The sequence below is a fragment of the Sodalis sp. dw_96 genome (genome assembly GCF_018449575.1).
GTDB lineage: Bacteria > Pseudomonadota > Gammaproteobacteria > Enterobacterales > Enterobacteriaceae > Acerihabitans.
The window spans coordinates 464,439-489,868 of sequence record NZ_JAAVUT010000001.1 but is presented as its reverse complement, the minus strand read 5'-3'; the positions used below and the strand labels follow the sequence as shown (position 1 = coordinate 489,868).

The window sequence follows — 25,430 nt, the reverse complement described above, 5'->3', positions numbered from 1 at the left end:
ATTAAGCCCTCCAGGCTTCTACAGATGGGGTGGTCAGGTCGAGATCGAGACGGCCCAGGACATTTATCGACAGGTTGGACTGCAGCTCGGCGAAAGAGAGCACCGGCACATTGTGAAATTCCTCCTGAATCAGGGCGCGAAACGGAATCCGCAAATCCTGCGCCACCAGCATCACCGCACGGTCGTCATTCGACGCGGAAAAGGCCTGGCGCATTTCGGCGAGCAGCGAAGCCAGTTGATCCTGCACCAGAGAGAAAAAAATTTCGTTTTGCGTCTGACGCAGCGCATCGCGAAGCTGCTCTTCGGTTTCCGGCGTCAGCAGCCACACATGCAGACCGTCCGGTTGGGAATATTGGTGGCAAAGATGGGCTTTCAGGGTGATGCGCACCAGATCGGTGAGTAAATTGACATCACGCTCTTGCTGGCCGTGTTCGATAAGCGCCTCGGCAATCGCCCGTACCGAACGCAGCGGAATGCGCTCCGACACCAGATTTTGCAGCACGCTGGAGAAGCGCGAAATCGGCATCACGCGCTGCAGCTCCTGGGCCAGCTCCGGCTGCTCGGTTTCAAGCCAGCCGATTAACGCCCGCGTTTCCTGCAGGCCGATAAAAAGCGAGCTGCTGGCATGAATGGCGTTTTCCATCCGCTTGAGCAGCAGTTGAGCGACCGTCCAATGCTCAATCTCTTCGTTTTGCAGCAACGGATGATTCGCCGGCAGCCAAACCAGGTTCTTTTCGTGGCGCGCTTCCAGGCCCATAACGACGCCTTCGTCCGCCGGCTCCCCCCGGGTCTCCAGCCACTTGGCCTCCACGGCCGCCCCGGCGATGGCGAAGGTCCCGATCACTTTGGGAATTTCATATACCGAGAAGCGGAACTCATCGGGCGCCTGCCGTGCCATAAATTCGATATCAAATGCCGGCAGGGTAAAACCGAAGTTGTACACGATGCGATTGCGCAGCCTGCGAATCTCCTGAACCAGCTCAAGCATTGCAGGGGTACCGCGGCTGGCTTCCGGAAATTGCAGCAGGTACGGACGGGTCGGGTTGAACTGGCGCAGGTCTTCTTTGCCGTTCAGCTCAGGCGGAATAATCTCGTTCTCCATTTGCGGCTGCGCCAAACGCGCTTCATAGCGCGCCCGCCACACCTGGAAGCCGCCGCTGCCGAGGGTCAGGCTTGCCAACACCAAAAATACGCCGGTGGGCATGCCGGGCAGCAGCGCAAAACCCGCCATGCCGATGGAGGATAAAATCCAGGCTTTCGGCTGGCTGGTGATCTGCTCGGCGATTTCATGGCCCAAATTGTTGTCGGCCATCTTGTCGTCATCGGAGGAAACGCGGGTGATGATCATGCCTGCGGTGAGGGAGATCAGCAGCGCGGGGATCTGCGCGATCAACCCGTCGCCGATGGTCAGTATCGAATAGGTATGCATGGCGTCGCCGGCGCTCATATCCAGCTGCAGCATTCCGATACTGAGCCCGCCGATAAGGTTGATAAATAAGATCACCAAACCGGCAATGGCATCGCCCTTGACGAATTTCATCGCGCCGTCCATCGCGCCGAACAATTGGCTTTCCTTGGCCAGATTGCTGCGCCGCATCTTGGCCTGCTGCACATCGATCATGCCCGCGCGCAGGTCGCTGTCGATGGACATCTGCTTACCGGGCATCGCATCCAGGGTAAAGCGCGCCGCCACCTCGGCCACCCGCTCCGACCCTTTGGTTATCACCAGAAAATTCACCACCGTCAGAATCAGGAACATCACCATTCCCACAGCCAGATTGCCGCCCACCACAAAGTTGCCGAACGCGTCGACGATATGGCCGGCATTCTGCTGAATCAGGATTTGTCGCGTGGTGGTAATGGACAGTGACAGCCGGAACATGGTGGTCAGCAGTAGCACGGCGGGAAAGGTGGAAAACGCCAGCGGCTTGGGCAAATACATCGCCAATACCACCAGCAGGGAAGAGATACAGATATTCAGCGCGATCAATACATCGATTAATCCCAGCGGCAACGGAATAATCAGCATGAATACCAGCGCCATCGCAAAGGCGGCGCCAACAACTTCTGAACGTTGCATAGCGCTGAGGGCAATTCTGTTCAGCACTAAAAACAGACCATTCATGATAGGTACCTCTTACCTTTCATCGCTTGACAAGACCTGCGGCTCACCCTCGTTTTTCCCGCGCCGCCAAATGGGTTATCATGGCGCGCAGTAAAGTCAGCGCGGTGGTACGGTTTTTGGCATCCTGCCAGAGCGCGGCGGGCATTTGATAAACCACCGGATGCAATCCGCTGAAAAACAGGGCAAGGTGACGGGGATTGTCCCCGACGGTATCCTTGCCCAGATCGAACAGGTCGCGGCTATACACCCCGTTGTGGCTGATGTGAATCAGACGGCGCGTCAGATCGACGCCGCTGACCGGCTGCAAAGGCAGCTTGCCGTCCAGGCGTTCAAGCAGCTGCGCACTGGCGGCCAGCGTATGGCTGAGCTGGCCGGCTTTGTTCAACCCTGCCTGAATCAGACGCAGCGCCCCCAGGGTAATGGATGGCGCCAGGGCGGCGATATCGTCCGCCAGCGCACGCTGAAAGGTTCGCAACACGGTAGTGAAATAGTGCTGGCCCCGATCTTTTATATAGGCCAGCAGCATATCGAATATCCCATAGGCGGAGGTGTGGGGCTGAGGCTGGGGCTGATAGTCATGGATGGTCTGATAGTACAGGTTGCGCAGCGCCTGCTTTTCCTGCGGATCGCCGGTAAATCCGGCGATGGCGCCGGCGGTATTCATGCCGGCGCGCACCTCCTCGCCGCGCTCATGCAGCAGCACATCCAGCCCGTGGCTTGCCGCCGCCGCGGTCAGCTCATCGCCGCTGTTTTCCGCCTTGTGCAGGGTCATGCGCAATAATAAATTGCAGCGCGCCGCGTCGTGATCGGCCGCCTCGATCAGCCTTTCCACCGTTATCGGATCCGTCGGGTCTGAGGACGAGCGTTGCAGCGCACTCCGGATGGCGCTGAGCTGCGCCTCCAGACGCGCCTGTTGTTGACTTTCCAGCAGTTGGTAAAGCTCGCTGAGGTGTTCAATCTTTTCCACCGCGCCCCTGCCGCGCCACGAGCCTCTTTGCAACTGGCTGCGGCCCAGTGATTTGGCGTGGCCCTCCACTTTTTCACTGAACATCGCGCCAATTTCTTCCAGGGAATCACTCAACGAATCCGCTTCCGCCACGCCCTGACCCACCTCCGTCTCATCCTCCTTCGGCAGGGAGATATCCTTATCTTTGAGCAAAGAACTCAAGGCAGGCTGCATCGGAGCTAAAGAAGCGGGTATTTTTATCATTGTCGTCTTGCCCCCACGGATTGAACACTCCCCTTCTGTGGAGATAAAGACGGTGCGGGTTCCCCCCGCCGTAATAAAAATATCGTTTTTAGCGTGATTATTTTGCCAGGTTATTAGTGTCATAACTGGCATGGCGTTATTTCCCTTTTTACCGGCTTTTTTCTCAGAATATTCCGGGAAACAAAACGGATAATAAATAAAACAACCAGTTAACCTCGCCATTGGTTCTGGCATAAACCTTGCGATAGCCCTGCCACTATCATCATCAACTTCTTTTGGAGTAGAGTATGATCAATTCAATGCAGGCTAAACAGTTCCAGGCGCCACCACTTCCGTTAGGTATTGACTGGGAAAATATTTTTCGCCAGCACGGTAAAAAATTACTTAATTTCATTCGTCATCGGGTGGGAAATAAAGAAGATGTGGAAGATCTCGCGCAAATGACCTACCTGGAAGTTCTGCGTAACTGCCACAAATTTACCGGAGCATCCCGTCCTGAAACCTGGGTATTCGGTATTGCGGTGAATTTAATCCGCAGCTATTACAGAAACCAGCGCGGGCGTTATCTATTTGATGCGCTGGATGATGACATTATGCCGGCACCCCAGGCCTATAGCGACCCGAGCGATATTGTTGAGAGCTATAGACTGTTGAATCTCACCTTGAATTCCATTGCGGTACTGCCCATCGACATCAGGCAAATGTTGGCCATCCTGATTGATCAGGATGGCAGTTATCAGGATGTGGCGGTCAGTTTGCATATCCCGGTGGGCACCGTTCGTTCTCGTTTGTCCCGCGCCCGTGAAGTGCTGAAAGCGCGGGTTTATTCTTAAATAGACCGGTTACCAATAACATAAGGAGCCACGCTGACTTGCGGATTTTTCACTATTTTTCTTTTCATGTCGATAAAGACTAATGGACTCCTCTTTGATCTTTTTAGCGGAGAATCATGATTCAGATCTGATAACTACTGAAGAAAAGAGGAAAAAGCATGTCATTACCACCTCCTCCCTATTCACGCGATGGGAAAGATGAAAACCACTGGGAGAATCTGCCCGATATCGCCTTGAATCGTATTTACGATGCGATTTATATAATTGACCTGGATTTTAATTTCAAATATATCAACGATCGCGCCTGTTCAATGTTGGGTTATTCTCGCCAGGAACTTCTCAACCTGGCATTCACCGAAATTGAGCATGAACTGAAAGATCCTGATGTCGCCGACTTGTGGTGGAACATGAGCACCAGGCCGGAAGGCATTATTTTTACCTCGCAACATACGCACCGCTGCGGAGAATTGATCCCGGTGGAAGTCAGTTCCAGCCATTTCAGTCATAACGGGATGGTGCACATCATATGCGTGGTGAGGGATATGCGGGAACTAAAACGCCAGGAACGATTGCATAATATCCGTGAAAAGCAATTTCGCACGTTGGTGGAAAATTCCCCCGATATGATAGCCCGCTTCGATTTAAAGATGGCGTGCCGCTACGCCAGCCCCTCCATTTTGCATTATCTTGGCTGCGGCGCGGCGCAGGTACGGGGCTGGCGACCGACCGAGAGCGTGCCGCTGGACGAGCCGGGTATGCGACTGTTCCAGCTCATGGCGCGCACGCTGGCGGGCGCGGAATGCGCCGAAGACGAGCTGGCCCTGAACCTGCACGGCAACGTCATGATATTGCATGTGCGCTGCGTGCCGGAATACAACCTGCGCGGTGAGATGGATTCCATCCTGGCGGTAGGGCGCGATATTACGAATATCCGCCAGGCTGAAAATGAACTGCGGGAAGCACATCAGCAATTGCGTTTACTGGCGCGTAATCAGGAAACCGTCAGGGAAGTGGAACGCAAGCATCTGGCCCGGGAAATACATGATGAACTGGGGCAACATTTAAGCTCGCTGCGGGTGGGATTGTCGCTTATCCGCATGCAGCCACCGGCCAAACCGGCGGCGCTGCAATTACAGGTGGAAGATCTGATGAATCTCATGAACAGCACTATTCAGGTTGTGCGGGATGTCTCAACCCGTTTACGGCCCAATATGCTGAATATGGGACTGATCCCGGCGTTGGAGTGGCTACGAGATGAGTTTGTCAAAAGGAACGCCGTCGACTGCGTGCTGATAGCGCCGGCAGAAAAAAATCTCCAGCTTGATGACGCCTCCGTTACCGCGGCCTTCCGTGTCGTACAGGAGTCATTGACCAATATCACCCGCCATGCGTCGGCCAGCAAAGTGTATATTATTGTGAAACGGCTGCAGAAAACGATCATCATCCAGGTAAAAGACAACGGCGTTGGTTTTCAGACCGGGCGCGTCCGGAAAAACGCCTTCGGGCTATTAGGCATCAAAGAACGCGGGTTGATGCTGGGGGGCGAAGCCGAAATTGAGAGCAAGCCAGGCGAAGGCACGCTGGTCCGGTTGACCTTCCCTCTGCAAACCGCCAAAACAGCGCTGCGCGAGAAAAATCAGCCCACGGCGGGAGGAGCGGATCATGTGTAAACCGATACGCCTGATTATCGCCGATGACCATGCCATTATGCGCGAAGGCCTTAAACAGATTTTTTCGCTGGATAAATCTATCGAAGTGGTGGCTGAAGCCGCCGACGGCGGGCAGGTATTGGAACGGCTGCGCTATGGCGAAGTGGACCTGCTGCTGCTGGATATTTCCATGCCCGGCATCAGCGGCGAAGATTTAATCCGCCGCATTATTTCTCAATATAAGTCTCTGCCCATACTGGTGCTGAGCATGTATAACGAACCGCAAATCGTGCGCCGGGTATTGAATACCGGCGCACTGGGTTATATCACCAAAGACAAAAATCCCGAAACCCTGCTGGCGGCCATACGGCGGGTGGCCGCCGGTTCGCCCTATATCGACCACGATCTCGCCGAACAGATTGTTTTTTATGATCACCATCACGGGGACGGCGCCCCCCATGAAAACCTGACCATGCGAGAACGGCAAATCATGATCATGCTGGCCCATGGGGAGACGATCAATGCCATCGCCGAAGCGCTGGCCATCAGCAATAAAACGGTGAGCACCTATAAATCGCGTATGATGGGAAAAATGAAATTTTCCAGTAACGCCGATATTGTTAAATACGCCATAACCCACAAGCTGGTACAGTAATATTGCCTGGACGGCATTGGACGCGCGCGTTCTTACCGGCCCGGCCAAATGGACTATATCAACAATAAATTATTGTCATTTGCCCGATGCGTCCGCTTTTTCATCCGCGGCCTCCCCCATCCGCTGCAATAAACGATGGCCAATATTATTGGTCCAGTTAAAACTGTTTTGCAGCACCACTACCGCGGTTTTGTGCCGGGTGTCCAGGCCGATATAGCTGGAGTAACCGCCGATAAACCCCACCTGGTAAGTGATGCGCTGCTTTCCGACGTCATCGACGACCCAGGCAATGGCCGCCGCTTCCCTGGTACGGTCAAAACGTACGTTCAGCGAATCCTGCAACGCCGCATCCAGCGCCGGATAACCGGTGGGCCGCATATGGGCCTGGGCATAGGTCAGCAGATCGTCGGCGTTGGTATACAGACCGGCGGCACCCAACATAGAGGAGGAGAAATACCAATCGGGCACCGGTTGACCGCGACGGATGAATTTGGGCTGGTCTCCGGCATGGCCGATGGCGCGTTGAGCATAGCCCGGCAGAAGCCGGGGATCGTAACCGGTATGGGTAAGACCCAGCGGGCGGGTAATATTTTCCGCCAGCAGTTGATTGACATTTTTACCGGTGCGTTTGCGCAGGATATAATCCAGCAAGGCATAACCCAGATTGGAATATCGGGGCTCGACTTTATCCGGCTTGTGGAAATCGGCCAAATAATTCAGCATGTGGTCGTTATCCAATGAATGATAAAAATTTTCCCCGGTAAATAAATAATTAATAAATGAAGTTAGCATTTCCACCGACTGCATCTGCCTCGGCAAGCCGGAGGTATGGGTTACCAGCTGCAGCAGCGTAATCTTGCGCGCATCCTTGCTTAACGCCACGGTGGAAGGCAGCAGCGTTTCCAATGTTTCGTCCCAGCGGAACACCCCCTTATGCACTAATATCACCGTCACTTCGGCCATAAACCCCTTACTGACCGAACCGACGGCAAACAGCGTGTCGCCGTTGATTTTATAACCGTGCCGTTCATCTGTGACGCCGTAACTGAAAATGGTTTTTTTGCCATCGCCTTGCAGAACACCCACCACCAGTCCCGGCATTTGCCTGGCGGCCAATAAAGGCAAGGCCAGGCTATCTACCTGTGCCCGAAGGTTCCCGCTGGCGGCGAAATCCCGGCTGGCGACGCTTGATGTATCCACCGGCATTCGCGATAGCGTTCCGCAGGCTGAAAGCGTTAAAGCGCAGCAACATGTCAAAACAATCATTATTCTTTTATTTACCATTATTTCCGATCAAACCAATACGTCGACGCAAACGCCCTCAGCCAACATGAGCCGGGCCAGGAATTCGCAGCATGATAGTCTATCGGCGGCCGGTTATAAATAACGGATGCGCGGGGGGAAAAGCTAAAAGAGGGTTGGCGAGTCTACACTTTGAGCAGCATGACACCGGTAATGATTACCATCAATCCTATCCCCTGCAATTTACTGAGACGCTCTCCTCGTATGATAAAGCCCAAAAGCGCGGTGACCCCGCTGGCCAATGAACTTAAAACGGTCACTATGGCCACATGCCCTAACTTTGCCCCGTAGGCCAATGAGAAAAAACCCACCAGGCTAAAAAAGCTGATTGAGAAAATTAATGATAATAAAGACGCGGGCGGAGTGGCGAAATCTCTTTTTACGCATAAAAAAATGAATAGGATTACCACTGCGGTACAATAATAAATCCATAGGGCATTGATAACGCCAAAAGCATGCACCGCAAACTCACCCTGTAGCCAAAATCCCACGCCAAACATGATTGAAGAAAGGAATGCATATATAATGGATGCCGGAGATTCTCGTTTACCATCCCTTGATTTGGGAATACTTGTCAGGCAGGCGCCCAGCACGCATAAAACCAAGCTGAACAGGATCAATGGGGTGAGCGGATTACCGGACAGGAGAGAAAGCAGCGTCGTTATGGCGCCGTAAAGAGAGGCTATAGGAGCAACAATGGCTGCTTTGCCAATAGCCAGAGCCTTCAATAAAAAGACCATGGCAAGAAGATTACAAGCAGAGGCCGCGATACATATCGACAAACTCCCGACGCTCGGTTTTACGGGGTCATAAGAGTACAGCACTATGACGGAAAGCAGCAGAAGACCGAAAATTTGGCTGAAAAACAGCGATTTGTAAACACCGATCTTTCGGGCGGCGGAACCCGCCAAAAAATCCGTCCCACCCCAGCAAAGCGCTGAAAGCAAACCCATCAATATTGCCATTGCGAATCCTAATCTGATAATTTTATTGATTTTCTATTTGAAATTTAGTGAGAATTTATTCAACCTTAAAGAGGTTAACAAACCGCGCCTTACTTATAAACAGCATATTAACACACTGACTTAACATGATTTGATCCCGGTTCTATTTTTATTTGATGAAAATTCTTATCCCACTTTATGTATTAACGCAGCAGGAATAGTTCTTTGACCCGTTCTGGCGTTATTGTTAGTTTTTTACCCCCTGCCTTGGACATGTTCAAAAACGTATCCGAAACCACCGAGGTGCTCAGTGAAATTCAGCTTGATAAATACCGCTATTAAATTGGGATTGATACTTTTTTCATCAAGTCTTGCCGCAAAAACGTTGGTTTATTGTTCGGAAGGCTCTCCCGAGGGATTTAATCCGCAATTATTTACCTCGGGCACGACCTATGATGCCAGCTCCATACCGATTTATAATCGTATTGTGCAATTCAAAGTAGGCACCACCGACATTCAGCCGGGATTGGCGGAAAAATGGGATATCAGCAACGATAATAAAACCTACACCTTTCATTTACGCCATGGCGTAAAATGGCAGAGTAACGCGGATTTTACCCCTAAACGTGATTTTAACGCCGATGATATTGTGTTTACCTTCAACCGCCAAAAAGACAGTGATAACCCTTACCACAAGGTTTCCGGGGGAAGTTACCCCTATTTTCAGGGCATGGGGTTGGACAAATTAATCAGTAAAATAGAAAAAATCGATGATTATACCGTCCGTTTTGTTTTAACCCGACCAGAGTCGCCATTTCTGGCTGACCTGGCGATGGATTTTGCCTCCATTATCTCCGCCGACTATGCCGATGCTATGCTTAGGGCGGGGACGCCGGAGAAAGTGGATTTGCAGCCCATCGGTACCGGCCCCTTCCAATTGGTGCAATACCAAAAAGACTCTAAGATTCTGTACAAAGCGTTTGATGGTTACTGGGGCGATAAGCCTAAAATTGACCATCTGGTATTTTCCATTACGCCGGATGCCTCCATACGCTACGCCAAGCTGCAAAAGAATGAATGCCAGGTGATGTCCTTCCCCAATCCGGCGGATATCGCCAAAATGCGGGCGGATAAAAATATCGTCGTAAAAGAACAACCGGGCCTGAACGTCGGCTATTTATCATTTAACGTGCAGAAAAAACCGCTGGATCAGCTGAAAGTAAGGCAAGCGTTGATTTTGGCGGTGGACAAGAAAGCCATTATTAACGCCGTGTATCTGGGCGGCGGACAGGCGGCGAAAAATTTGATCCCTCCAATCATGTGGGGTTATAACGACCGAGTGCAGGATTTTCCTTACGATCCGGCTAAAGCCCGGAAATTATTGAAAGAAGCGGGTCTGCCGCAGGGGTTCGCCATCGACCTCTGGGCCATGCCGGTACAGCGTCCTTATAATCCCAACGCGCGCCGGATGGCGGAACTGATCCAGTCTGACTGGGCAAAAATCGGCGTTAAGGCCCAGATAGTGACCTACGAATGGGGTGAATATTTGAAGCGGGCCAAAAACGGCGAACATCAGACCATGATGGCGGGCTGGACCGGCGATAACGGCGATCCGGATAACTTCTTCGCCACGTTATTCGGCTGTGATGCCGCGCAAAACGGCTCCAACTATTCCAAATGGTGCTATAAGCCGTTTGAAGACGTTATCCAGAGCGCGCGCGTCGAGTCAGACCAACAGAAACGCGCCGCGCTCTACCAACAGGCCCAGGTCATTATGCACGATCAGGCCCCGGCGCTGCTTATTGCGCATTCCACCGTTTATGAACCGATACGCAAGGAAGTGAAAGGCTATATCGTCGATCGCAAACATCATTTTGAAATCGTCTCACTGGAGTAATTGAAACGATCGGGCTGATTTACCGCCCGATCGCATCGCTGGCCCGCATTCACCATTCAATGGCGTATGAATTTGCTGACAAAGTGCCCGGTCTGGACAGGATGCCAGATCGTAAACACGCCGTAAATCCGTCCAGGGAGGCTCGATCCGCGCCGTCCATGGCGTAGACTCCGAAACAGTCATCAGCCGACGCGTTTAACCTCACCCACCAGGCAAATATACGACAGCGCCCCCAGCAGGGCTACCACGGCGATATAAATCAGCGCCGGCGAAAATCCATAATCCTGCGCCAGATAGCCCACCACCAGTGGTACGGTGATGCCGCCCAGTCCGCCGACAAAGTTGAATACGCCGCCGGTGAGGCCGATAAGCCGCAGCGGCGCCAGCGACGAGACCAGCGACCAGGTAATGGACGCGAAGCCGTTGCCGAAGAAGGCCAGCGCCATCAGCACCATAATCCAGACCGGATCATTGGTATAGTTGGCGCCCATAATGCAGGTGGAGAGCAGCAAGCCGCAGATAATCGGCGTTTTACGGGCAAAACCGATGGATTTCCCGCTTTTTACCATGCGATCGGCGAAAATACCCGACAGCAGCACGCCAAAGAAAGCGGCCAGGAAAGGTACCGTGGTCATGAAACCGGCGGTGAGCGCGCCGATATGCTTTTCCTGCGTCAAATAATTGGGGAACCAGGTTAAAAAGAACCACAACGTGGACGTCACGGCAAATTGGCCGAGATACACCCCCACCAGCTTACGGTTGAAAACCAGCTTCCAATCGGCGGCGGACATGGGGGTGCGCATTTTCTTTTCGCTCGGCGCGTCGCCGTCAATCATGCCGCCGCCGGCGGCGATATAGTTCAGCTCCGCGGCGTTAATGCCTTTGCTCTTTCTGGGGGACTGGTAAACAAAGTGCCAGATAATCGACCAGATAAGCCCGATGGCGCCGGTGATGATAAAGACCCAATGCCAGCTGAGCATTTCCTGGATCCAAATCAGCAACGGGGTCAGAAAAGCCAGGCCGACAAACTGGCCTGAGGTAAAAAAGCCGACGGCGGAAGCACGCTCCTGTTCCGGAAACCAGCTGGTAACCATGCGGTTATTGGTGGGGAAAGCCGGGGCTTCAAACATGCCGGTAATGGCCCGCAGACCGAGCAAGGCGGTTAAACCATGGGTGAATCCCTGCCCTAGGGTGGCTAACGACCAGCCGAAGATGGCGATAAAATAGGTCATCTTCGATCCTACGCGATCAAGAAACCAGCCGCCGGGTATCTGGCAAATCGTATAGGTCCAGGCAAAGGCCGAAAATATATATCCCATTCGGGCCTTATCAATGCCGAATTCCTGCTGAATATGCGCCGATGCCACAGCCAGGTTGGCGCGGTCAACGTAACAGATCACCACCGTAATAAAGATCATCAGCAGCGTCAAATAACGCCTTTTGGTCGGTGCCGCGGTAATAGAAATATCCATCTCGTTCATCCTGTTGATGCAAAGGAAATAGGTAGGGAACGGCGGAAAATAAACCGCCAATTTTCTTAGAGCAAAAGTATCCTCTGCGTTTATTTACGCATCGTTATTTCACCGTTATCCTGAAGTCTCTATTGCTAATCCGTACCGACATTATCGATACTTATAGCCGGGAAAAGAGACATTATATTGTCGTTATTGTAGCGCTATTTATTATTATTGTACTACAATGCGGATCACATTTTCGCTATGCGGCTCCCGGATTAATAAGGCGCCACCGGCGATAGCAGCGGCCGGCCAGCTAAATAAGCGGCGACATTATCAAACACCAAATCCGACATTGCTTTGCGGGTGGCATGGGTCGCGCTGGACATATGGGGCGTTATCACCACATTGGGGCGATTGAACAACGCCGCCGGAACATGGGGCTCATTGGAAAACACGTCAAGCCCCGCCCCGCCGATAGCACCGCTGTCCAGCGCCTGAATCAGGTCCGCTTCGTCCACCACCGTACCCCGGGCGATATTGATCAGGATCCCCTCCGACCCCAGCGCGGCCATGATGGGCGCGTTAATAAGCGAGCGGGTTTTCTCGCCGCCGTTCACGCAAACCATCAAATAGTCGCTTGCGGCGGCCAGTTCAGCAATAGCGTCAAAATATTGCCACCGGCTGTCCGGCTGCCGGCGGTAATCGTGATAGGCGATAACCATATCAAAGGCGGCGGCGCGTTTTGCGATGGCATGGCCGATACGTCCCATACCGACAATGCCGAGCCGCCCGCCTGAGACCTTTTTGGTCCAGGGATAACCGCCATCGTCCCAGCCGCCCTGCTCGATAAACCGCTGGGCGCCGACTATTTGCCGGGAAGCCGCCAGCATCAATCCCATCGCCATATCCGCCACATCGTCCGTTAACACATCAGGGGTATTGGAAACCCGGATGCCGCGGCGTTGGGCCGCCGCCACATCCACGCCGTCATAACCGACGCCAAATACCGCAATCAGCTCCAGGGCGGGAAACCGGGCGATAAAGTCCTCGGTAACCGTCGATTCGCCGTTGACCACCAGCACGCGCGCCTGTTGGGATAAAACCTGCCGGTCCTGTCCGGTCAGCAGCGCATAGTCCGCCATCTGGAAATTTTCCCCCAGGCGGCGAGTCAGCGCGTCGGGCAGCATTGCGGCTTTCATTACGGAATAGGTCATAATATTTACCTGAAAATAAATGTTATAGAGAATTGATGATGAGTTTGTCGACAAAGTGCCGGCACGGTATATTCCTTTATCATCCCGCCCCGCCTTATTGACTGCGGGCGCGTTTGTCGGCAGCCTGGATAAGCGGGTATTCCGCCGACGGCGCCCGGGTTCTGGCGACAAATATACCGACGATGCCGCCGATAATCAGCGCGACGGCGATAATCAGCAGCCCGTAATGGTAGCTGTTGGTCACGTCTTTGATTTTTCCCAGCAGAGGGGGCAAGCCCAGTCCGGCGAAGTTGGCGATGGCGTTGATAAAGGCAATGGAGGCCGCTGCCGCCACACCGGTGAGTTTTTCGGTGGTGACCGCCCAGAATATCGGCGTTAAGGCAAAATTAAAGCCGACGGTTAATACCAGCAATAGATAGGCCAGCCATACATTGGCGCAGTAAATCGAAACAGCCAATAACACGCCAGAGATAATCAGGGGGACACCCAGATGCAGGGCGCGCTCTTTAGTGGTATCGGAATGGCGGCCGTTAAGGTACATAAACAGGCAGGCAAAAACAAAGGGCACCGCCGCCAGCAGGCTAATAACAAAGTTGCTTTTGTCCGCCGCCATGCTTTTGAGTATCAGCGGTAAAAACAGCGTGATCCCTATAGAGCAAAATGCCTGCAGGAACCACACCAGGCTCAGCAGCCACACCACTTTATTCTTGAAGGCGCTGCCCCAGGAATGGGTTTTATCCACCACCGCGCCGGCGTTATCTTGCTCCAGCTTGTTCTTTAGCCAGCCTTTTTGTTCAGCGCTCAGCCATTGGGCTTTTTCGGGAGTATCCGACAGGTAGAACAGCACCAGAATGCCCATGACCACTGCCGGCGTGCCCTCGATAAAGAACAGCCAGCGCCAGCCTGCGATATCGGCCAGGCCGTGCATTCCCAGTATGCTGCCGGAAATGGGCAGGCCGATAATGGAAGCCAGTACCGAACCCATATAGAAGAATGACATGGCCCTGGCCCGGTTGCTTTTCGGGAACCAGCAGGAAATATAATAAATAATACCGGGAGCAAAGCCCGCTTCCGCCATACCCAGTAGAAATCGCATGATATAGAGCTGGGTCGGGGTATGGACAAACCCCATACCGGTACTCACCAGGCCCCAGGTGATCATGATGCGGGCGATCCAGAGTTTGGCGCCGACCCGGGTCATGATGATATTGCTCGGCACTTCAAATAGAATGTAGGAAATATAAAACATCCCTACCCCTAACCCATACATACTGGTGGTCAAACCCAGATCGGCATTCATCTGTAATGCGGCTACCGAAATATTGGTCTTGTCGAGATTGGAAATAAAATAGCAGATAATAATAAATGGGATAATTTTTAAATTGAGCTTGCTGATAGTCGAGGCGCCGAGATCGATAGTCATATCATCACCTTTTAGCTATGGCCGAATTGCAGGCATAGGACGCCTTATATCGGTCATGGCGAATTATAGTAGGGTCTATTTTTTTAATGCCGCGGCCAACCGTGGGTATTCTCTATAAGCAGTATGGCCGCTTCCCATAGGTAGTGGGATTCCATCCCGTATCAATACATTAATGCCGCCCGGCGTTGGTTACCATTCCGCCACCGCGCCGTCAGGGTAACGCCATACCGGGTTACGCCAGTCGCCGGCGTTTTTGCTGCGCTCAATAACCAGCTGTTCATTGATTTCCACGCCCAGTCCGGGTTTGGTTAACGGATAAAAATAACCGTCCGTCATTTTGAAGTCGTCTTTATTAATAACGTAATCCAGCAGTTCAGCGCCCTGGTTATAATGAATACCCATACTTTGCTCCTGCAATACCGCGTTATAGGAAACAAAGTCAACGTGCAAACAGGACGCCAGCGCAATGGGACCCAGCGGGCAGTGCGGCGCCAGCGCCACGTCATAGGCTTCGGCCATCGAGGCGATTTTCAGGCATTCGGTAATGCCGCCGGCGTGGGAAAGATCCGGTTGGGCAATGGCCAGACCGCCGTTGGCCAGAACGCGTTTGAATTCATAACGGGAGAACATGCGTTCGCCGGCGGCAATGGGAATGGCGGTTTGCGCCGCCAGGCGCGGGTAGTATTCCGCCTGCTCCGCCAATACCGGCTCTTCGATAAACAGCGGCCGGTACTGTTCCAGCTCTTTGATCAGAAGCTTCGCCATGGGCGCATTTACGCGGCCGTGAAAATCCAGTCCAAATTCCACGCTGTTCCCCATGGCTTCACGCACCTGGGCCGCCACCGCCACCGCGGCGTCGATTTTGCGCGAATTATCAATGAGGCCCATTTCCTCGCAGCCGTTAAGCTTAAAGGTATCAAAACCGATTTCGGTGAGTTTTTTCATGCCGGCGATAACGTCGGAGGGACGATCCCCCCCTACCCAGCTGTAGGCTTTGATCTTGTCACGCACCAACCCTCCCAGCAGTTGATACACCGGCACCCCCAGCGCCTTGCCTTTGATATCCCATAGCGCCTGGTCGATACCGGCGATGGCGCTCATCAGGATGGGGCCGCCGCGATAAAAACCGCCGCGATAAAGCGTTGACCAGATGTCGTTGATGCGTGCCGGATCCTTGCCGATAACGTATTCGGAAAGTTCATGCACCGCCGCTTCCACCGTGCGCGCACGTCCTTCAATCACCGGTTCGCCCCACCCGGTAATGCCTTCGTCGGTTTCCACCTTGAGAAACATCCAGCGCGGCGGCAGGCGGTAGGTGGTCAGCTTTGTTACTTTCATTTTCTTTTCCTTCTAAGCCAATAACGGCATGCGTTAGCTGTTGGTTCTATTATGGCTTCGATTGTAGCACCATGATTTAATATTGTACTACAATGCGGATCACACTTTGATAAATCCGCTGGGAGGTCAGCGCAGCTAGTTAAAAAATCAGCGTTATGGAAAAGGCTGGACCTGCTCGTTGTATGTCCGGTGATGGCGGGCACGGGTTCGATTTGGCCAATGTGCATGAAGTTAATGGGGAGGGACAGGGTGCTGGAAGAGTAAACCGTCCGCGCCAGGGATGGCGCGGATCGAGCCTACATGGACGTATTCACGGCGTGTTTACGATCTAGCATCCTGTCCTGACCGGGCAGCGTTTGGGCTTGAAGTGCTGCATAAACGGCCGCCATAGGATAAAAATATCGGGTGAAAGCTTGTCAAAGTTGTTGACTTGAAAGACGGCTACTCCGGCGGGGGGGGAAAACCACGCCCGCTTCGACCCGGCCTCAGCAAACACGGTCTCCCTTTAACACGCACTCACTTTAACATGCCCGGTTCAAGGTAGGGTGATGGCGGGCCTAGCGCGCCATGAGGCACTCGGTCGGGCGAAAAAACCACGCCCGATTCGACCTCATTGGCACGCTCTCCCTTTAACACGCGCTCTCCCTTTAACACGCGCTCTCTTTAACACGCGCTCGCTTTAACATGCCCGGTTCAAGGTAGGGTGATGGCGGGCCTAGCGCGCCATGTGGCGCTCGCTCAGCGTTGCGCCATCGCCTCTTTATAGGCGCGAACAAAGGCTTCCGCCTGCTGCCTGGTTCGGCTTAACGGCTGCCCGGCGCGATACAAATCGCTGCCCAATCCCGCGCCGATGCAGCCCGCTTTGATATACTGGTGAAGATTTTCCGGCGAAACGCCGCCGACGGCAAACACCGGAACGTCCGGCGGCAATACTGCCTTGAGGGCCTTGATATAATCCGGCCCGAAAGACACCGACGGAAAAATTTTCAACGCCTGAGCGCCGGCGTCTAATGCGGTAAAGGCTTCCGTGGCGGTGGCGCAGCCGGGACAGACTTCCATGCCGTAACTTACGGCGCGGTGAATGACTTCCGCATTGATATTCGGCGTCACCAGCAGCTTGCAGCCCAGGGCCGCCAGAATATCCACCTGTCCCGGTTTGAGCACCGTGCCGGCGCCGATTAACGCCCGATGGCCGTAGGTTTTTACCGCCGTACCGATGCTCTCTTGCCAGTCCGGCGAGTTCAGCGGGATTTCCACCGCTTCAAAACCCGCCTCCAGTAATACCTCAATTTGTTCCGACACCTCGCCGGGGGTAATGCCGCGCAAAATGGCAATCAAGGGTAGTCTATTATTCCAGCTCATTTATTATGCTCCTTATTCCAGCCTGAAAGGTCTCGTCGCCATCCAGCAGCCTGTGGTGAAGATCGGCATATTCCAATGCCTGCTGATAGCGGGCGGCAAGCTGCGGATTGCCGATAACCGTCACCGTTTCGCCTTTGGCGATGTTCCAGTCGCGCCGCATTTGCGCCACTTCATTACCGATTAGCAGTCCGGAGAGCCATTCGCTCACCGCGCTTTTATCCAGCTGACCCAACACATGGGCGGCGCGGATTTCAAATAGGCAGCGCAAAATATTGCTCTGGGCAAAACCCTGTTCCATCCCTTGGCGGAATACCGCCGGATTCGGCCGCTGTTCGGTCAATCCGACGCCGATCAGCGACTGCTTGATGAGAAGATGGTGCAATTCGCCGGTCATCACGGTGCGGAAATCATTAATAACGCCGTCGTCCACGCGTACCCACTTGGAGTGCGTGCCGGGCATCAGATATAGGGATGAGGGCTGGGTGCGGTAGGCTCCCAGCAACTGGGTCTCTTCCCCGCGCATCACATTGCAGTTGTTATCGCTGATGATACTGATGCCGGGAATAATCCAGGCCGCCAGCGGGGCTGCTTGTTCAACGCGGGTAAGGCGGCCCGCCAGGGAAGAGAGGCTCGTGGGACAGGGTAAATAGGGAACCGATATCCAGCCGGCGTTGCTGCCCACCATGCCGGCCATGATCACCGGCGCCCCGTGACGCCGCCAGGGTCCTGTCACTTCGTGAAAGACCTGCTCCGGCGTACGGCCGTTCAGCCGGGTGACGCCGGCTTCCGACTGCCGGGTATCCGCCAGTACGCCGTCAAGATAGAGCCAGGCCCGTAGATTCGTCGATCCCCAATCAATAGCGATATAACTCTTGCTCATGTAATATCCTTCAACTGCTCATGTAATGTCCTTCAACCTCTGGGTCGAGCTGGCGATCATGGTGACCGCCGCTTGTTCCGCCGCCACGCTGTCTTGATGTCGGATGGCGTCGTAGAGATTCTGATGCTCTTTCAGCGTCCGCGGCATATTGCTTTCATCCGCCATGTAGGTGCGTTCAAACACCGCGCGCTGTAAGGAACTGATGGCAACGCCCAACTGTTGCAATACCGGGTTATGCACCGCGCTCAGTACCGCCTGGTGATAGCGGATATCCGCTTCGTTAAAGGCGTCACGATCGTGGCTGTTGGCAATCATGTCGTTTAGCGCCGTCTCGATAACCGCCAGCTCGCTGGACGTTGCCCGTTCGGCCGCCCATCGGGCGATGGTGGGTTCCACCAGATGACGGACTTCCGTTAGCGAGGCAATCAGGCGCGGGTCGTAATCCATCGCCAGAACCCATTGCAGGACATCGGTATCCAGGTAGTTCCATTTGTTGCGCATGCAGACAAAAGCCCCGCGGTAGCGGATGATTTCTATCAGACTCTTGGCCATCAGCGCGCGCAGCACTTCGCGGATAATGTTGCGGGAGGTTTCAAACTCCTCGCAAAGCTCCGCTTCCGACGGCAGTCCGGTGCCGGGGATATATTTGCCGCTGACAATCTGCTGGCCCATTTCGTGAATAATGCGATCGGTTTTGCTTAACGTCTGACGGTCCATAAAAATTCCAAGAGGTGAAAAATAACGTCACTTTATCATTTTATGGCTTTATGACGCTGAACCGCCGCACAATTTTAAGCAGGTCGGCCGCAAACTCAGGATTATTGTAGCATCATAAATTTATATTGTACTACAATACAGATCACATTTTACCTCTTCCCTTCTCCGGTTTCTTTCCTTTCCCCGGCTCGTCCAGCTCTACCGCCGCACCACGGGATGAGCCTGTGGCCCGCATTGTTCCTCCCCTTTGTGAATAAGCTCTCGGTTCCACGCCATATACCTAACGATTAACTTTTTTGTCATATAAAAGTCACATTTATTGCCAATACTTTAAACGCACGCGAAAAGGTCAATGACGATTTTTCCAAGGCATCTTTTTATGGCATCTATATCCTGAATAATTCGAGTTGCGGCAAGGCGGCAACGTGAAGTATGACGGGTATATCAGGATAAGGGTCACTTATGAGCGATAACAGCGCCATTCGGCAGGGTGCGCAAGCCGCCCCCGGGATGCCGAAAATATATAAAAAGAACAGCCGTACCTCTGTTCTTTTTTTTATCCTCCTCTTGGTACTCGGCATCGCTTTCGCCGGGGTGAATTTATTTCGTGACGTCACCAACGCCGGTGAGGAATATACCAGCTACGTCCCCTTCCTGTTATTGGGACTGGCCCTGCTGATTGCCCTTGGCTTCGAATTCGTCAACGGTTTTCATGACACCGCCAACGCGGTGGCGACCGTTATCTATACCCACTCCTTGTCGCCGATGGTGGCGGTGGTCTGGTCAGGCTTTTTTAACTTCCTCGGGGTGGTGCTCTCCAGCGGTATTGTGGCTTTCGGCATCATCTCCCTGTTGCCGGTGGAGCTTATTCTGCAGGCGGGCACCGGCAATGGCTTCGCCATGGTCTACGCCCTGCTGTTTTCCGCCATCATCTGGAATCTGGGCACATGGTGGCTTGGTTTGCCGTCATCCTCATCCCATACGCTGATTGGCTCCATTATCGGCGTCGGCGTCGCCAATGCGCTGATCCACGGCCGCACCGGCGCCAGCGGCGTCGATTGGGACCAGGCTATCAGCATCGGCTATTCACTGCTGCTTTCGCCGATTGTGGGTTTTGTGTTCTCGGGGCTGCTGTTGCTGGTGATGAAGGTGTTCGTCAAAAACCGCCGGATCTATGACGCGCCCAAAGGCGATACCCCGCCGCCGATGTGGATCCGCGGCCTGCTGGTCCTGACCTGCACCGGCGTGTCTTTTGCCCATGGCTCTAATGACGGGCAGAAAGGCATGGGGCTGATTATGCTGATCCTGGTGGGCACCATGCCCATCGCCTATGCCCTGAACCGCGCCCTGCCGCCGGAGCAAGCCCCGCAGGTGGCCGCCCTGTCAACCACCGTCAAAAACGATTTATTGCAGCAGTTCCCCGCCGTCGGCAATGCGCCCGCCCGCACGGTGCTGACGGGTTATGTCAGCGCAAGCACGCTGACGCCGGAGGTGATACCCGCCCTGGCGCAGCTCATCAGCACCATCGGCAATGAGCTCAGCCGCTACGGTTCGATGGACAAGATCCCGGCGCGCGCGGTTTCCAATACCCGCAACGATATGTACCTGGCTTCTGAAACCATCAAGCGCCTGAAGGCGGAGAAATCCCTTACGCTGCCGGCCGGCACCTTGAAGAACCTGACTGCGCTGAAAAGCGGCCTTGACAGCGCGACCCGCTTTATACCGCTGTGGGTCAAGGTGGTGGTGGCCATCGCCCTGGGCCTGGGCACCATGGTGGGCTGGCGGCGCATTGTGGTCACCGTGGGGGAGAAGATCGGTAAAACCCATCTTACCTACGCCCAGGGCGCCAGCGCCGAAGTGGTGGCGATGATTACCATCGGCGCGGCGGACTCTTTTGGCCTGCCGGTTTCCACCACCCATGTGCTCTCTTCCGGCGTCGCCGGCACCATGGCGGCCAACAAATCCGGTCTGCAAATGTCCACGCTGCGCAATCTGCTGATGGCCTGGGTCCTGACGCTGCCGGCCTCGATCTTGCTGTCGGCGGTGCTGTATTGGCTGTTCAGTCATTTCTGACCGCGGGTATGACGGCAATCACATAAATGGATTTTAACGCGCATTTTAGTTTCGTTTCATGTTCGTTATTGCTCTCAGTCAAACCTTTATGCCTTTATCTGTGCCCTAATGATCCCATGGTTTCGCCAGATACAGTCAGGTAATGGGCAGGGTCAGGTTATGGTTGTAGCGATAAAAGACCGTTCTCCCTATGCGGATACAGATGTCATTATTATCGGCGGCGGCGCCACCGGTGCGGGAATTGCAAGGGATTGCGCCCGCCGAGGACTGCGCTGCCTGCTGCTGGAACGTTTCGATATCGCCAGCGGCGCCACCGGGCATAATCATGGCCTGCTGCACAGCGGCGCGCGCTATGCGGTGACCGACGGCGAGTCCGCCCGGGAATGTATTGCGGAAAATCGCATTCTCAAGCATATCGCCCGCCATTGCATCGAGCCCACCGACGGTTTGTTTATTACCTTGCCGCAGGATTCGCTGGACTATCAGCAGCGTTTTATCCAGTCCTGCACTGATGCCGGCATAAACGCGCAGGCCATCGATCCCGCCGAGGCCTTGCGCCTGGAAGGCGCGGTAAACCCTGCCCTTATCGGCGCCGTCCGCGTACCGGACGGCACCGTCGACCCGTTTCGGCTGACCGTCGCCAATATGCTCGACGCCCGCGAGCACGGCGCGGACTTTCTGACCTATCATGAAGTGACGGGACTTATCCGCCAAAACGACCGCGTCGGCGGTGTGCGCGTAATCGACCATCAAACCGGGCTGCGTCACGAGATCCGTGCCGAGGTGGTGGTGAACGCTGCGGGGATCTGGGGACAGAAGATCGCCGAATATGCCGATCTGCGTATTCGTATGTTTCCGGCCAAAGGCGCGCTGCTGATATTGGGCCATCGTATCAACAATATGGTGATTAACCGCTGCCGCGCCCCGGCGGATGCCGATATCCTTGTGCCGGGAGACACCATCTCCCTTATCGGCACCACCTCCACCCATGTGGATTATGCCGACATCGACCGGATGCAGGTCACGGCGCAGGAAGTGGATCTGCTGATTCGCGAAGGCGCGCTGCTGGCCCCGTCCCTGGCCACAACCCGCCTGCTGCGCGCCTACGCCGGCGTGCGGCCCCTGGTGGCCAGCGACGACGATCCTTCCGGACGCAACGTCAGCCGCGGCATCGTATTGCTTGACCACGCCAGCCGGGACGGTATGGAGGGTTTCATTACCATCACCGGCGGCAAGCTGATGACCTATCGCCTGATGGCTGAATGGGCCACCGACAAAGTCTGTGAAAAACTGGGCGTCAACCAGCCCTGCACCACCGCCGGGGAAGTTTTGCCCGGTTCCCATGCGCCGGCGAAAGAGATCGCCGGCGACATGCTGCCGCTGCCCGCCAGCATCGCCGGTTCAGCACGCTATCGTCACGGCGACCGCGTCAGCCAGGTGCCCTGGGGCAATCGGCTGGACAACAGCCTGGTATGTGAATGTGAGGCGGTCACCGCCGGCGAAGTCCGCTATGCGGTGGATTCCCTGACGGTCAATAATCTCACCGATCTCAGGCGGCGGACGCGGGTGGGCATGGGCACCTGCCAGGGGGAGCTCTGCGCCTGTCGCGCCGCCGGGCTGTTGACGCGCTTTAATGTCGCCACGCCGCAGCAGTCCATCCGGCAACTCTCGCGGTTTCTTAACGAGCGGTGGAAAGGCGTGCGGCCCATTGCCTGGGGAGACGCACTGCGTGAAAGCGAATTCACCAGTTGGGTTTACCAAGGGCTGTGCGGTCTTGACGGCCGTGAGCAGAGAGAAAAACCGGAGGCGGATAATGGAATTTGATGTGGTGGTGATTGGCGGCGGCCTGGCCGGCTTAAGCTGCGCTATCCGTCTGGCGGAACAGGGTAAACGCTGCGGAGTGGTGAGCGCCGGTCAAGGTGCGCTGTTCTTTTCTTCCGGTTCGCTGGATTTATTGTCCCGCCTGCCGGACGGGAGCCCGGTGACATCCCCCCTGGAGGCGCTGGGAGAACTGTCGCGACAGGCGCCCCGCCATCCCTACAGCCTCCTCGGCGCACAGGCCGTAACCGCTCTGGCCCGAGAAGCCCAGACGCTGCTCGCCCGCTGCGATCTCTCCCTGTTCGGCCGTAGCGCGCAGAACCATTGGCGCGTTACGCCCCTGGGTACCCGGCGGGCAACCTGGCTCAGCCCGGCGGATATCCCGGTAACCGAGCTGGGGCAGGTATTGCCCTGGAGCAAGGTGCTGGTGGCGGGCATTGAAGGATTTCTGGATTTTGAACCGCACCTGATCGCCGGTTCATTGGCGACGGAACAGGAGATAGACGCCGCCACGGCCTATGTTCATCTGCCGGCGCTGGATCCGTTGCGCAATAATCCCAGCGAGTTCCGGGCGGTGAATATCGCCAGGGTGCTGGATATACCGGAAAATACCCGGGCGCTGGCGGAGGAGCTTAACCGTCTGGCGGGGGATGCCGAATGCATTATTCTGCCGGCCTGTATCGGTCTGGACGGTCCCCGCCCCCTTGAGCAGCTGCGCGCCGCGGTGAGCCGGCCGGTGCGTTTATTGCCGACCTTGCCGCCTTCGCTGCTGGGGCTGCGTATATTCCAGGCGCTGCGTCAGCGCCTCACTCGTCTCGGCGGCGTTTTTATGCCGGGAGACCGCGTGCTGAAGGCTAAATTCGACGGCCGGCGCATCGCCGGGGTTTATACCCGCAGTCATGCGGATATCATGCTGCGGGCGCAGCAGGTGGTGCTGGCCGGCGGCAGTTTTTTCAGCAACGGACTGGTGGCCGACCGCGACCGAATCTACGAACCTGTGTTCGGCGCCGACGTCTGGAGCCACGCCGACCGCGGAGAGTGGAGCCGGGCGGACTTTTTCGCTCCGCAGCCCTATCTGCAGTTCGGCGTGAAAACCGACAATGACCTGCGCGTGCTGCTGGATAACGAACCGGTGGAGAATCTTTATGCCGTCGGGGCGGTGCTGGGGGGCTACGACCCTCTGCAGCAAGGCTGCGGCGCGGGGGTCTCCCTTATCAGCGCCCTGCACGCCGCGCAGCGTATCGCCCTGTCGCTTAAGGAAACAGCATGAACCTGCCTAAAGACTTAAGCTTTGAAAGCTGTATCAAATGTACGGTTTGTACCACCTATTGCCCAGTGTCCAAGGTCAATCCACTGTATCCCGGCCCCAAGCAGGCCGGGCCGGACGGAGAACGCCTGCGGTTAAAGGATCCGGCGTTGTTCGACGAGGCGCTCATTTACTGCACCAACTGCAAACGTTGCGAGGTGGCCTGTCCGTCCGAGGTGCGCATCGGCGATATTATCCAACGGGCGAAGGCCCTCTATTCACAACACCAGCCGACCCTGCGGGATACTTTGCTCAGCCATACCGATACCATGGGCCGGCTGTCGACGCCGTTTGCCCCCCTGGTGAATATCGCCACCGGCCTGGGACCGGTACGCCGCCTGCTGGACAGTACCCTAAAGATCGATCATCGCCGTACGTTGCCGAAATACTCCTTCGGCACCTTCCGCCGCTGGTACCGTCAGCAGGCCGAAAGCCAGCGGCAATATCAGGATCAGGTGGCGTTTTTTCACGGCTGCTTCGTTAATTATAACCATCCGCAGTTGGGCAAGGATCTGATTCGCGTCTTTAATGCCGTGGGCACCGGCGTGCAGTTGTTAAAGCGCGAAAAATGCTGCGGTGTGCCGCTGATAGCCAACGGCTTTATCGAACAGGCGCAAAAGCAGGCCAAGGTGAACAACGAATCCCTGCGGGAGTCGGTGCTGACCCGAGGCATTCCTGTGGTGGGCACCTCATCGAGCTGCATTTATGCCCTGCGCGACGAATACCCCCACCTGCTGGATGTGGATACCTCGGAGGTACGGGAACGGGTGGAACTGGCTACCCGTTATTTGTATCGCCTGCTTGACGGGGGTAAATCGCTGCCGCTGAAACATACCCCTTTACGGGTAGCGTACCACACCCCCTGCCATATGGAAAAAATGGGCTGGAGCGCCTACACGCTGGAACTGTTGCGCCGCATCCCCGGCCTGGAGCTTACGGTGCTGGACTCTCAATGCTGCGGCATTGCAGGGACATACGGCTTCAAGTCGGAAAATTACGCCACGTCACAGGCAATCGGCGCCCCGCTGTTTCGCCAGATTGAAGACAGCGGCGCCGACCTCGTGGTAACGGACTGCGAAACCTGCAAGTGGCAGATAGAGATGTCCACCAGCAAGCGCTGCGAGCATCCCATATCCCTGCTGGCGCAGGCGTTGGTCTAGCGCCTGGTGTAATAAATGGTGCGATGAGTAGTGTTCTGATCAGAGGAGAGATATCCGGATTGACATA

The 25,430-nt window shown here is 55.1% G+C and carries 19 protein-coding genes; 8 read left to right on the top strand and 11 right to left on the bottom strand.

The window, feature by feature from the left end; genetic code table 11:
• Nucleotide 1: 1 nt before the first annotated feature.
• Together sctV and HB631_RS02105 are read right to left on the bottom strand one after the other, a co-directional pair.
• The gene (gene sctV / locus HB631_RS02110; protein WP_213989497.1) at nucleotides 2-2,125 is read right to left on the bottom strand and encodes a type III secretion system export apparatus subunit SctV; all 2,124 of its coding nucleotides are present in this window, start codon (nucleotides 2,123-2,125) and stop codon (nucleotides 2-4) included.
• A 43-nt stretch (nucleotides 2,126-2,168) separates the two neighbouring features.
• Complete coding sequence (locus HB631_RS02105) at nucleotides 2,169-3,467, bottom strand: TyeA family type III secretion system gatekeeper subunit (protein ID WP_213989496.1); 1,299 nt, start codon at nucleotides 3,465-3,467, stop codon at nucleotides 2,169-2,171.
• A gap of 155 nt (nucleotides 3,468-3,622) precedes the next feature.
• Between HB631_RS02105 and HB631_RS02100 the strand changes: the two genes are divergently transcribed.
• The 3 genes from HB631_RS02100 (at nucleotide 3,623) to HB631_RS02090 (ending at nucleotide 6,472) form a co-directional block, all read left to right on the top strand.
• Nucleotides 3,623-4,168, top strand: a complete 546-nt coding sequence (locus HB631_RS02100) for an RNA polymerase sigma factor (protein ID WP_213989495.1) — start codon at nucleotides 3,623-3,625, stop codon at nucleotides 4,166-4,168.
• Nucleotides 4,169-4,326: 158 nt separating this feature from the next.
• Nucleotides 4,327-5,838, top strand: coding sequence for a PAS domain S-box protein (locus HB631_RS02095; protein ID WP_213989494.1), 1,512 nt, complete (start codon nucleotides 4,327-4,329; stop codon nucleotides 5,836-5,838).
• The gene (locus tag HB631_RS02090) at nucleotides 5,831-6,472 is read left to right on the top strand and encodes a response regulator transcription factor (RefSeq protein WP_213989493.1); all 642 of its coding nucleotides are present in this window, start codon (nucleotides 5,831-5,833) and stop codon (nucleotides 6,470-6,472) included. Before HB631_RS02095 ends, HB631_RS02090 begins: the two co-directional genes overlap by 8 nt.
• Nucleotides 6,473-6,547: 75 nt before the next feature.
• On the opposite strand, the gene HB631_RS02085 is transcribed toward HB631_RS02090, so the two are convergent.
• A complete protein-coding gene (locus tag HB631_RS02085) occupies nucleotides 6,548-7,678 on the bottom strand; it encodes a serine hydrolase domain-containing protein (RefSeq protein ID WP_255556751.1) in 1,131 nt (376 codons plus the stop codon).
• Nucleotides 7,679-7,899: 221 nt separating this feature from the next.
• Entirely contained in the window at nucleotides 7,900-8,739 is an 840-nt protein-coding gene (locus tag HB631_RS02080; RefSeq protein ID WP_213989491.1) for a DMT family transporter, read from the bottom strand.
• Nucleotides 8,740-9,028: 289 nt separating this feature from the next.
• On the opposite strand from HB631_RS02080, the gene dppA reads away from it, so the two are divergent.
• Complete coding sequence (gene dppA / locus HB631_RS02075) at nucleotides 9,029-10,615, top strand: dipeptide ABC transporter periplasmic-binding protein DppA (protein WP_213989490.1); 1,587 nt, start codon at nucleotides 9,029-9,031, stop codon at nucleotides 10,613-10,615.
• A 182-nt stretch (nucleotides 10,616-10,797) separates the two neighbouring features.
• On the opposite strand, the gene HB631_RS02070 is transcribed toward dppA, so the two are convergent.
• The 7 genes from HB631_RS02070 to HB631_RS02040 all read right to left on the bottom strand — a co-directional run bounded on the left by HB631_RS02070 (nucleotide 10,798) and on the right by HB631_RS02040 (nucleotide 19,006).
• Entirely contained in the window at nucleotides 10,798-12,087 is a 1,290-nt protein-coding gene (locus HB631_RS02070) for an MFS transporter (RefSeq protein ID WP_213989489.1), read from the bottom strand.
• Between the two features lie 260 nt (nucleotides 12,088-12,347).
• On the bottom strand, nucleotides 12,348-13,286 hold the full coding sequence (locus tag HB631_RS02065) for a 2-hydroxyacid dehydrogenase (RefSeq protein WP_213989488.1): 939 nt from the start codon (nucleotides 13,284-13,286) through the stop codon (nucleotides 12,348-12,350).
• A 94-nt stretch (nucleotides 13,287-13,380) separates the two neighbouring features.
• Entirely contained in the window at nucleotides 13,381-14,709 is a 1,329-nt protein-coding gene (locus tag HB631_RS02060) for an MFS transporter (RefSeq protein WP_213989487.1), read from the bottom strand.
• Nucleotides 14,710-14,898: 189 nt separating this feature from the next.
• Nucleotides 14,899-16,047, bottom strand: coding sequence for a galactonate dehydratase (gene dgoD, locus HB631_RS02055; RefSeq protein ID WP_213989486.1), 1,149 nt, complete (start codon nucleotides 16,045-16,047; stop codon nucleotides 14,899-14,901).
• Nucleotides 16,048-16,785: 738 nt separating this feature from the next.
• Complete coding sequence (locus HB631_RS02050) at nucleotides 16,786-17,409, bottom strand: 2-dehydro-3-deoxy-6-phosphogalactonate aldolase (RefSeq protein ID WP_213989485.1); 624 nt, start codon at nucleotides 17,407-17,409, stop codon at nucleotides 16,786-16,788.
• Entirely contained in the window at nucleotides 17,396-18,289 is an 894-nt protein-coding gene (locus tag HB631_RS02045) for a 2-dehydro-3-deoxygalactonokinase (protein ID WP_213989484.1), read from the bottom strand. Before HB631_RS02045 ends, HB631_RS02050 begins: the two co-directional genes overlap by 14 nt.
• Nucleotides 18,290-18,307: 18 nt before the next feature.
• Nucleotides 18,308-19,006, bottom strand: a complete 699-nt coding sequence (locus HB631_RS02040; protein ID WP_213989483.1) for a FadR/GntR family transcriptional regulator — start codon at nucleotides 19,004-19,006, stop codon at nucleotides 18,308-18,310.
• 462 nt (nucleotides 19,007-19,468) lie between these two features.
• Between HB631_RS02040 and HB631_RS02035 the strand changes: the two genes are divergently transcribed.
• The 4 genes from HB631_RS02035 to glpC all read left to right on the top strand — a co-directional run bounded on the left by HB631_RS02035 (nucleotide 19,469) and on the right by glpC (nucleotide 25,363).
• On the top strand, nucleotides 19,469-21,079 hold the full coding sequence (locus HB631_RS02035; protein WP_213989482.1) for an inorganic phosphate transporter: 1,611 nt from the start codon (nucleotides 19,469-19,471) through the stop codon (nucleotides 21,077-21,079).
• Nucleotides 21,080-21,250: 171 nt separating this feature from the next.
• Complete coding sequence (gene glpA, locus HB631_RS02030; RefSeq protein ID WP_213989700.1) at nucleotides 21,251-22,903, top strand: anaerobic glycerol-3-phosphate dehydrogenase subunit A; 1,653 nt, start codon at nucleotides 21,251-21,253, stop codon at nucleotides 22,901-22,903.
• Nucleotides 22,893-24,167: a glycerol-3-phosphate dehydrogenase subunit GlpB gene (gene glpB / locus HB631_RS02025; protein WP_213989481.1), complete on the top strand. Its 1,275-nt coding sequence runs from the start codon at nucleotides 22,893-22,895 to the stop codon at nucleotides 24,165-24,167. The genes glpA and glpB overlap by 11 nt, the downstream gene beginning before the upstream one ends.
• Complete coding sequence (gene glpC / locus HB631_RS02020; RefSeq protein ID WP_213989480.1) at nucleotides 24,164-25,363, top strand: anaerobic glycerol-3-phosphate dehydrogenase subunit GlpC; 1,200 nt, start codon at nucleotides 24,164-24,166, stop codon at nucleotides 25,361-25,363. The genes glpB and glpC overlap by 4 nt, the downstream gene beginning before the upstream one ends.
• The last annotated feature ends 67 nt before the right edge of the window (nucleotides 25,364-25,430 follow it).

Excerpts from the sequence above, each read along its gene's own strand:
- sctV (WP_213989497.1), bottom strand. The coding sequence starts at position 2,125 with ATGAATGGTCTGTTTTTAGTGCTGAACAGAATTGCCCTCAGCGCTATG.
- HB631_RS02105 (WP_213989496.1), bottom strand. The coding sequence starts at position 3,467 with ATGCCAGTTATGACACTAATAACCTGGCAAAATAATCACGCTAAAAAC.
- HB631_RS02100 (WP_213989495.1), top strand. The coding sequence starts at position 3,623 with ATGATCAATTCAATGCAGGCTAAACAGTTCCAGGCGCCACCACTTCCG.
- HB631_RS02095 (WP_213989494.1), top strand. The coding sequence starts at position 4,327 with ATGTCATTACCACCTCCTCCCTATTCACGCGATGGGAAAGATGAAAAC.
- HB631_RS02090 (WP_213989493.1), top strand. The coding sequence starts at position 5,831 with ATGTGTAAACCGATACGCCTGATTATCGCCGATGACCATGCCATTATG.
- HB631_RS02085 (WP_255556751.1), bottom strand. The coding sequence starts at position 7,678 with ATGCCGGTGGATACATCAAGCGTCGCCAGCCGGGATTTCGCCGCCAGC.
- HB631_RS02080 (WP_213989491.1), bottom strand. The coding sequence starts at position 8,739 with ATGGCAATATTGATGGGTTTGCTTTCAGCGCTTTGCTGGGGTGGGACG.
- HB631_RS02070 (WP_213989489.1), bottom strand. The coding sequence starts at position 12,087 with ATGGATATTTCTATTACCGCGGCACCGACCAAAAGGCGTTATTTGACG.
- HB631_RS02065 (WP_213989488.1), bottom strand. The coding sequence starts at position 13,286 with ATGACCTATTCCGTAATGAAAGCCGCAATGCTGCCCGACGCGCTGACT.
- HB631_RS02060 (WP_213989487.1), bottom strand. The coding sequence starts at position 14,709 with ATGACTATCGATCTCGGCGCCTCGACTATCAGCAAGCTCAATTTAAAA.
- dgoD (WP_213989486.1), bottom strand. The coding sequence starts at position 16,047 with ATGAAAGTAACAAAGCTGACCACCTACCGCCTGCCGCCGCGCTGGATG.
- HB631_RS02050 (WP_213989485.1), bottom strand. The coding sequence starts at position 17,409 with ATGAGCTGGAATAATAGACTACCCTTGATTGCCATTTTGCGCGGCATT.
- HB631_RS02045 (WP_213989484.1), bottom strand. The coding sequence starts at position 18,289 with ATGAGCAAGAGTTATATCGCTATTGATTGGGGATCGACGAATCTACGG.
- HB631_RS02040 (WP_213989483.1), bottom strand. The coding sequence starts at position 19,006 with ATGGACCGTCAGACGTTAAGCAAAACCGATCGCATTATTCACGAAATG.
- HB631_RS02035 (WP_213989482.1), top strand. The coding sequence starts at position 19,469 with ATGAGCGATAACAGCGCCATTCGGCAGGGTGCGCAAGCCGCCCCCGGG.
- glpB (WP_213989481.1), top strand. The coding sequence starts at position 22,893 with ATGGAATTTGATGTGGTGGTGATTGGCGGCGGCCTGGCCGGCTTAAGC.
- glpC (WP_213989480.1), top strand. The coding sequence starts at position 24,164 with ATGAACCTGCCTAAAGACTTAAGCTTTGAAAGCTGTATCAAATGTACG.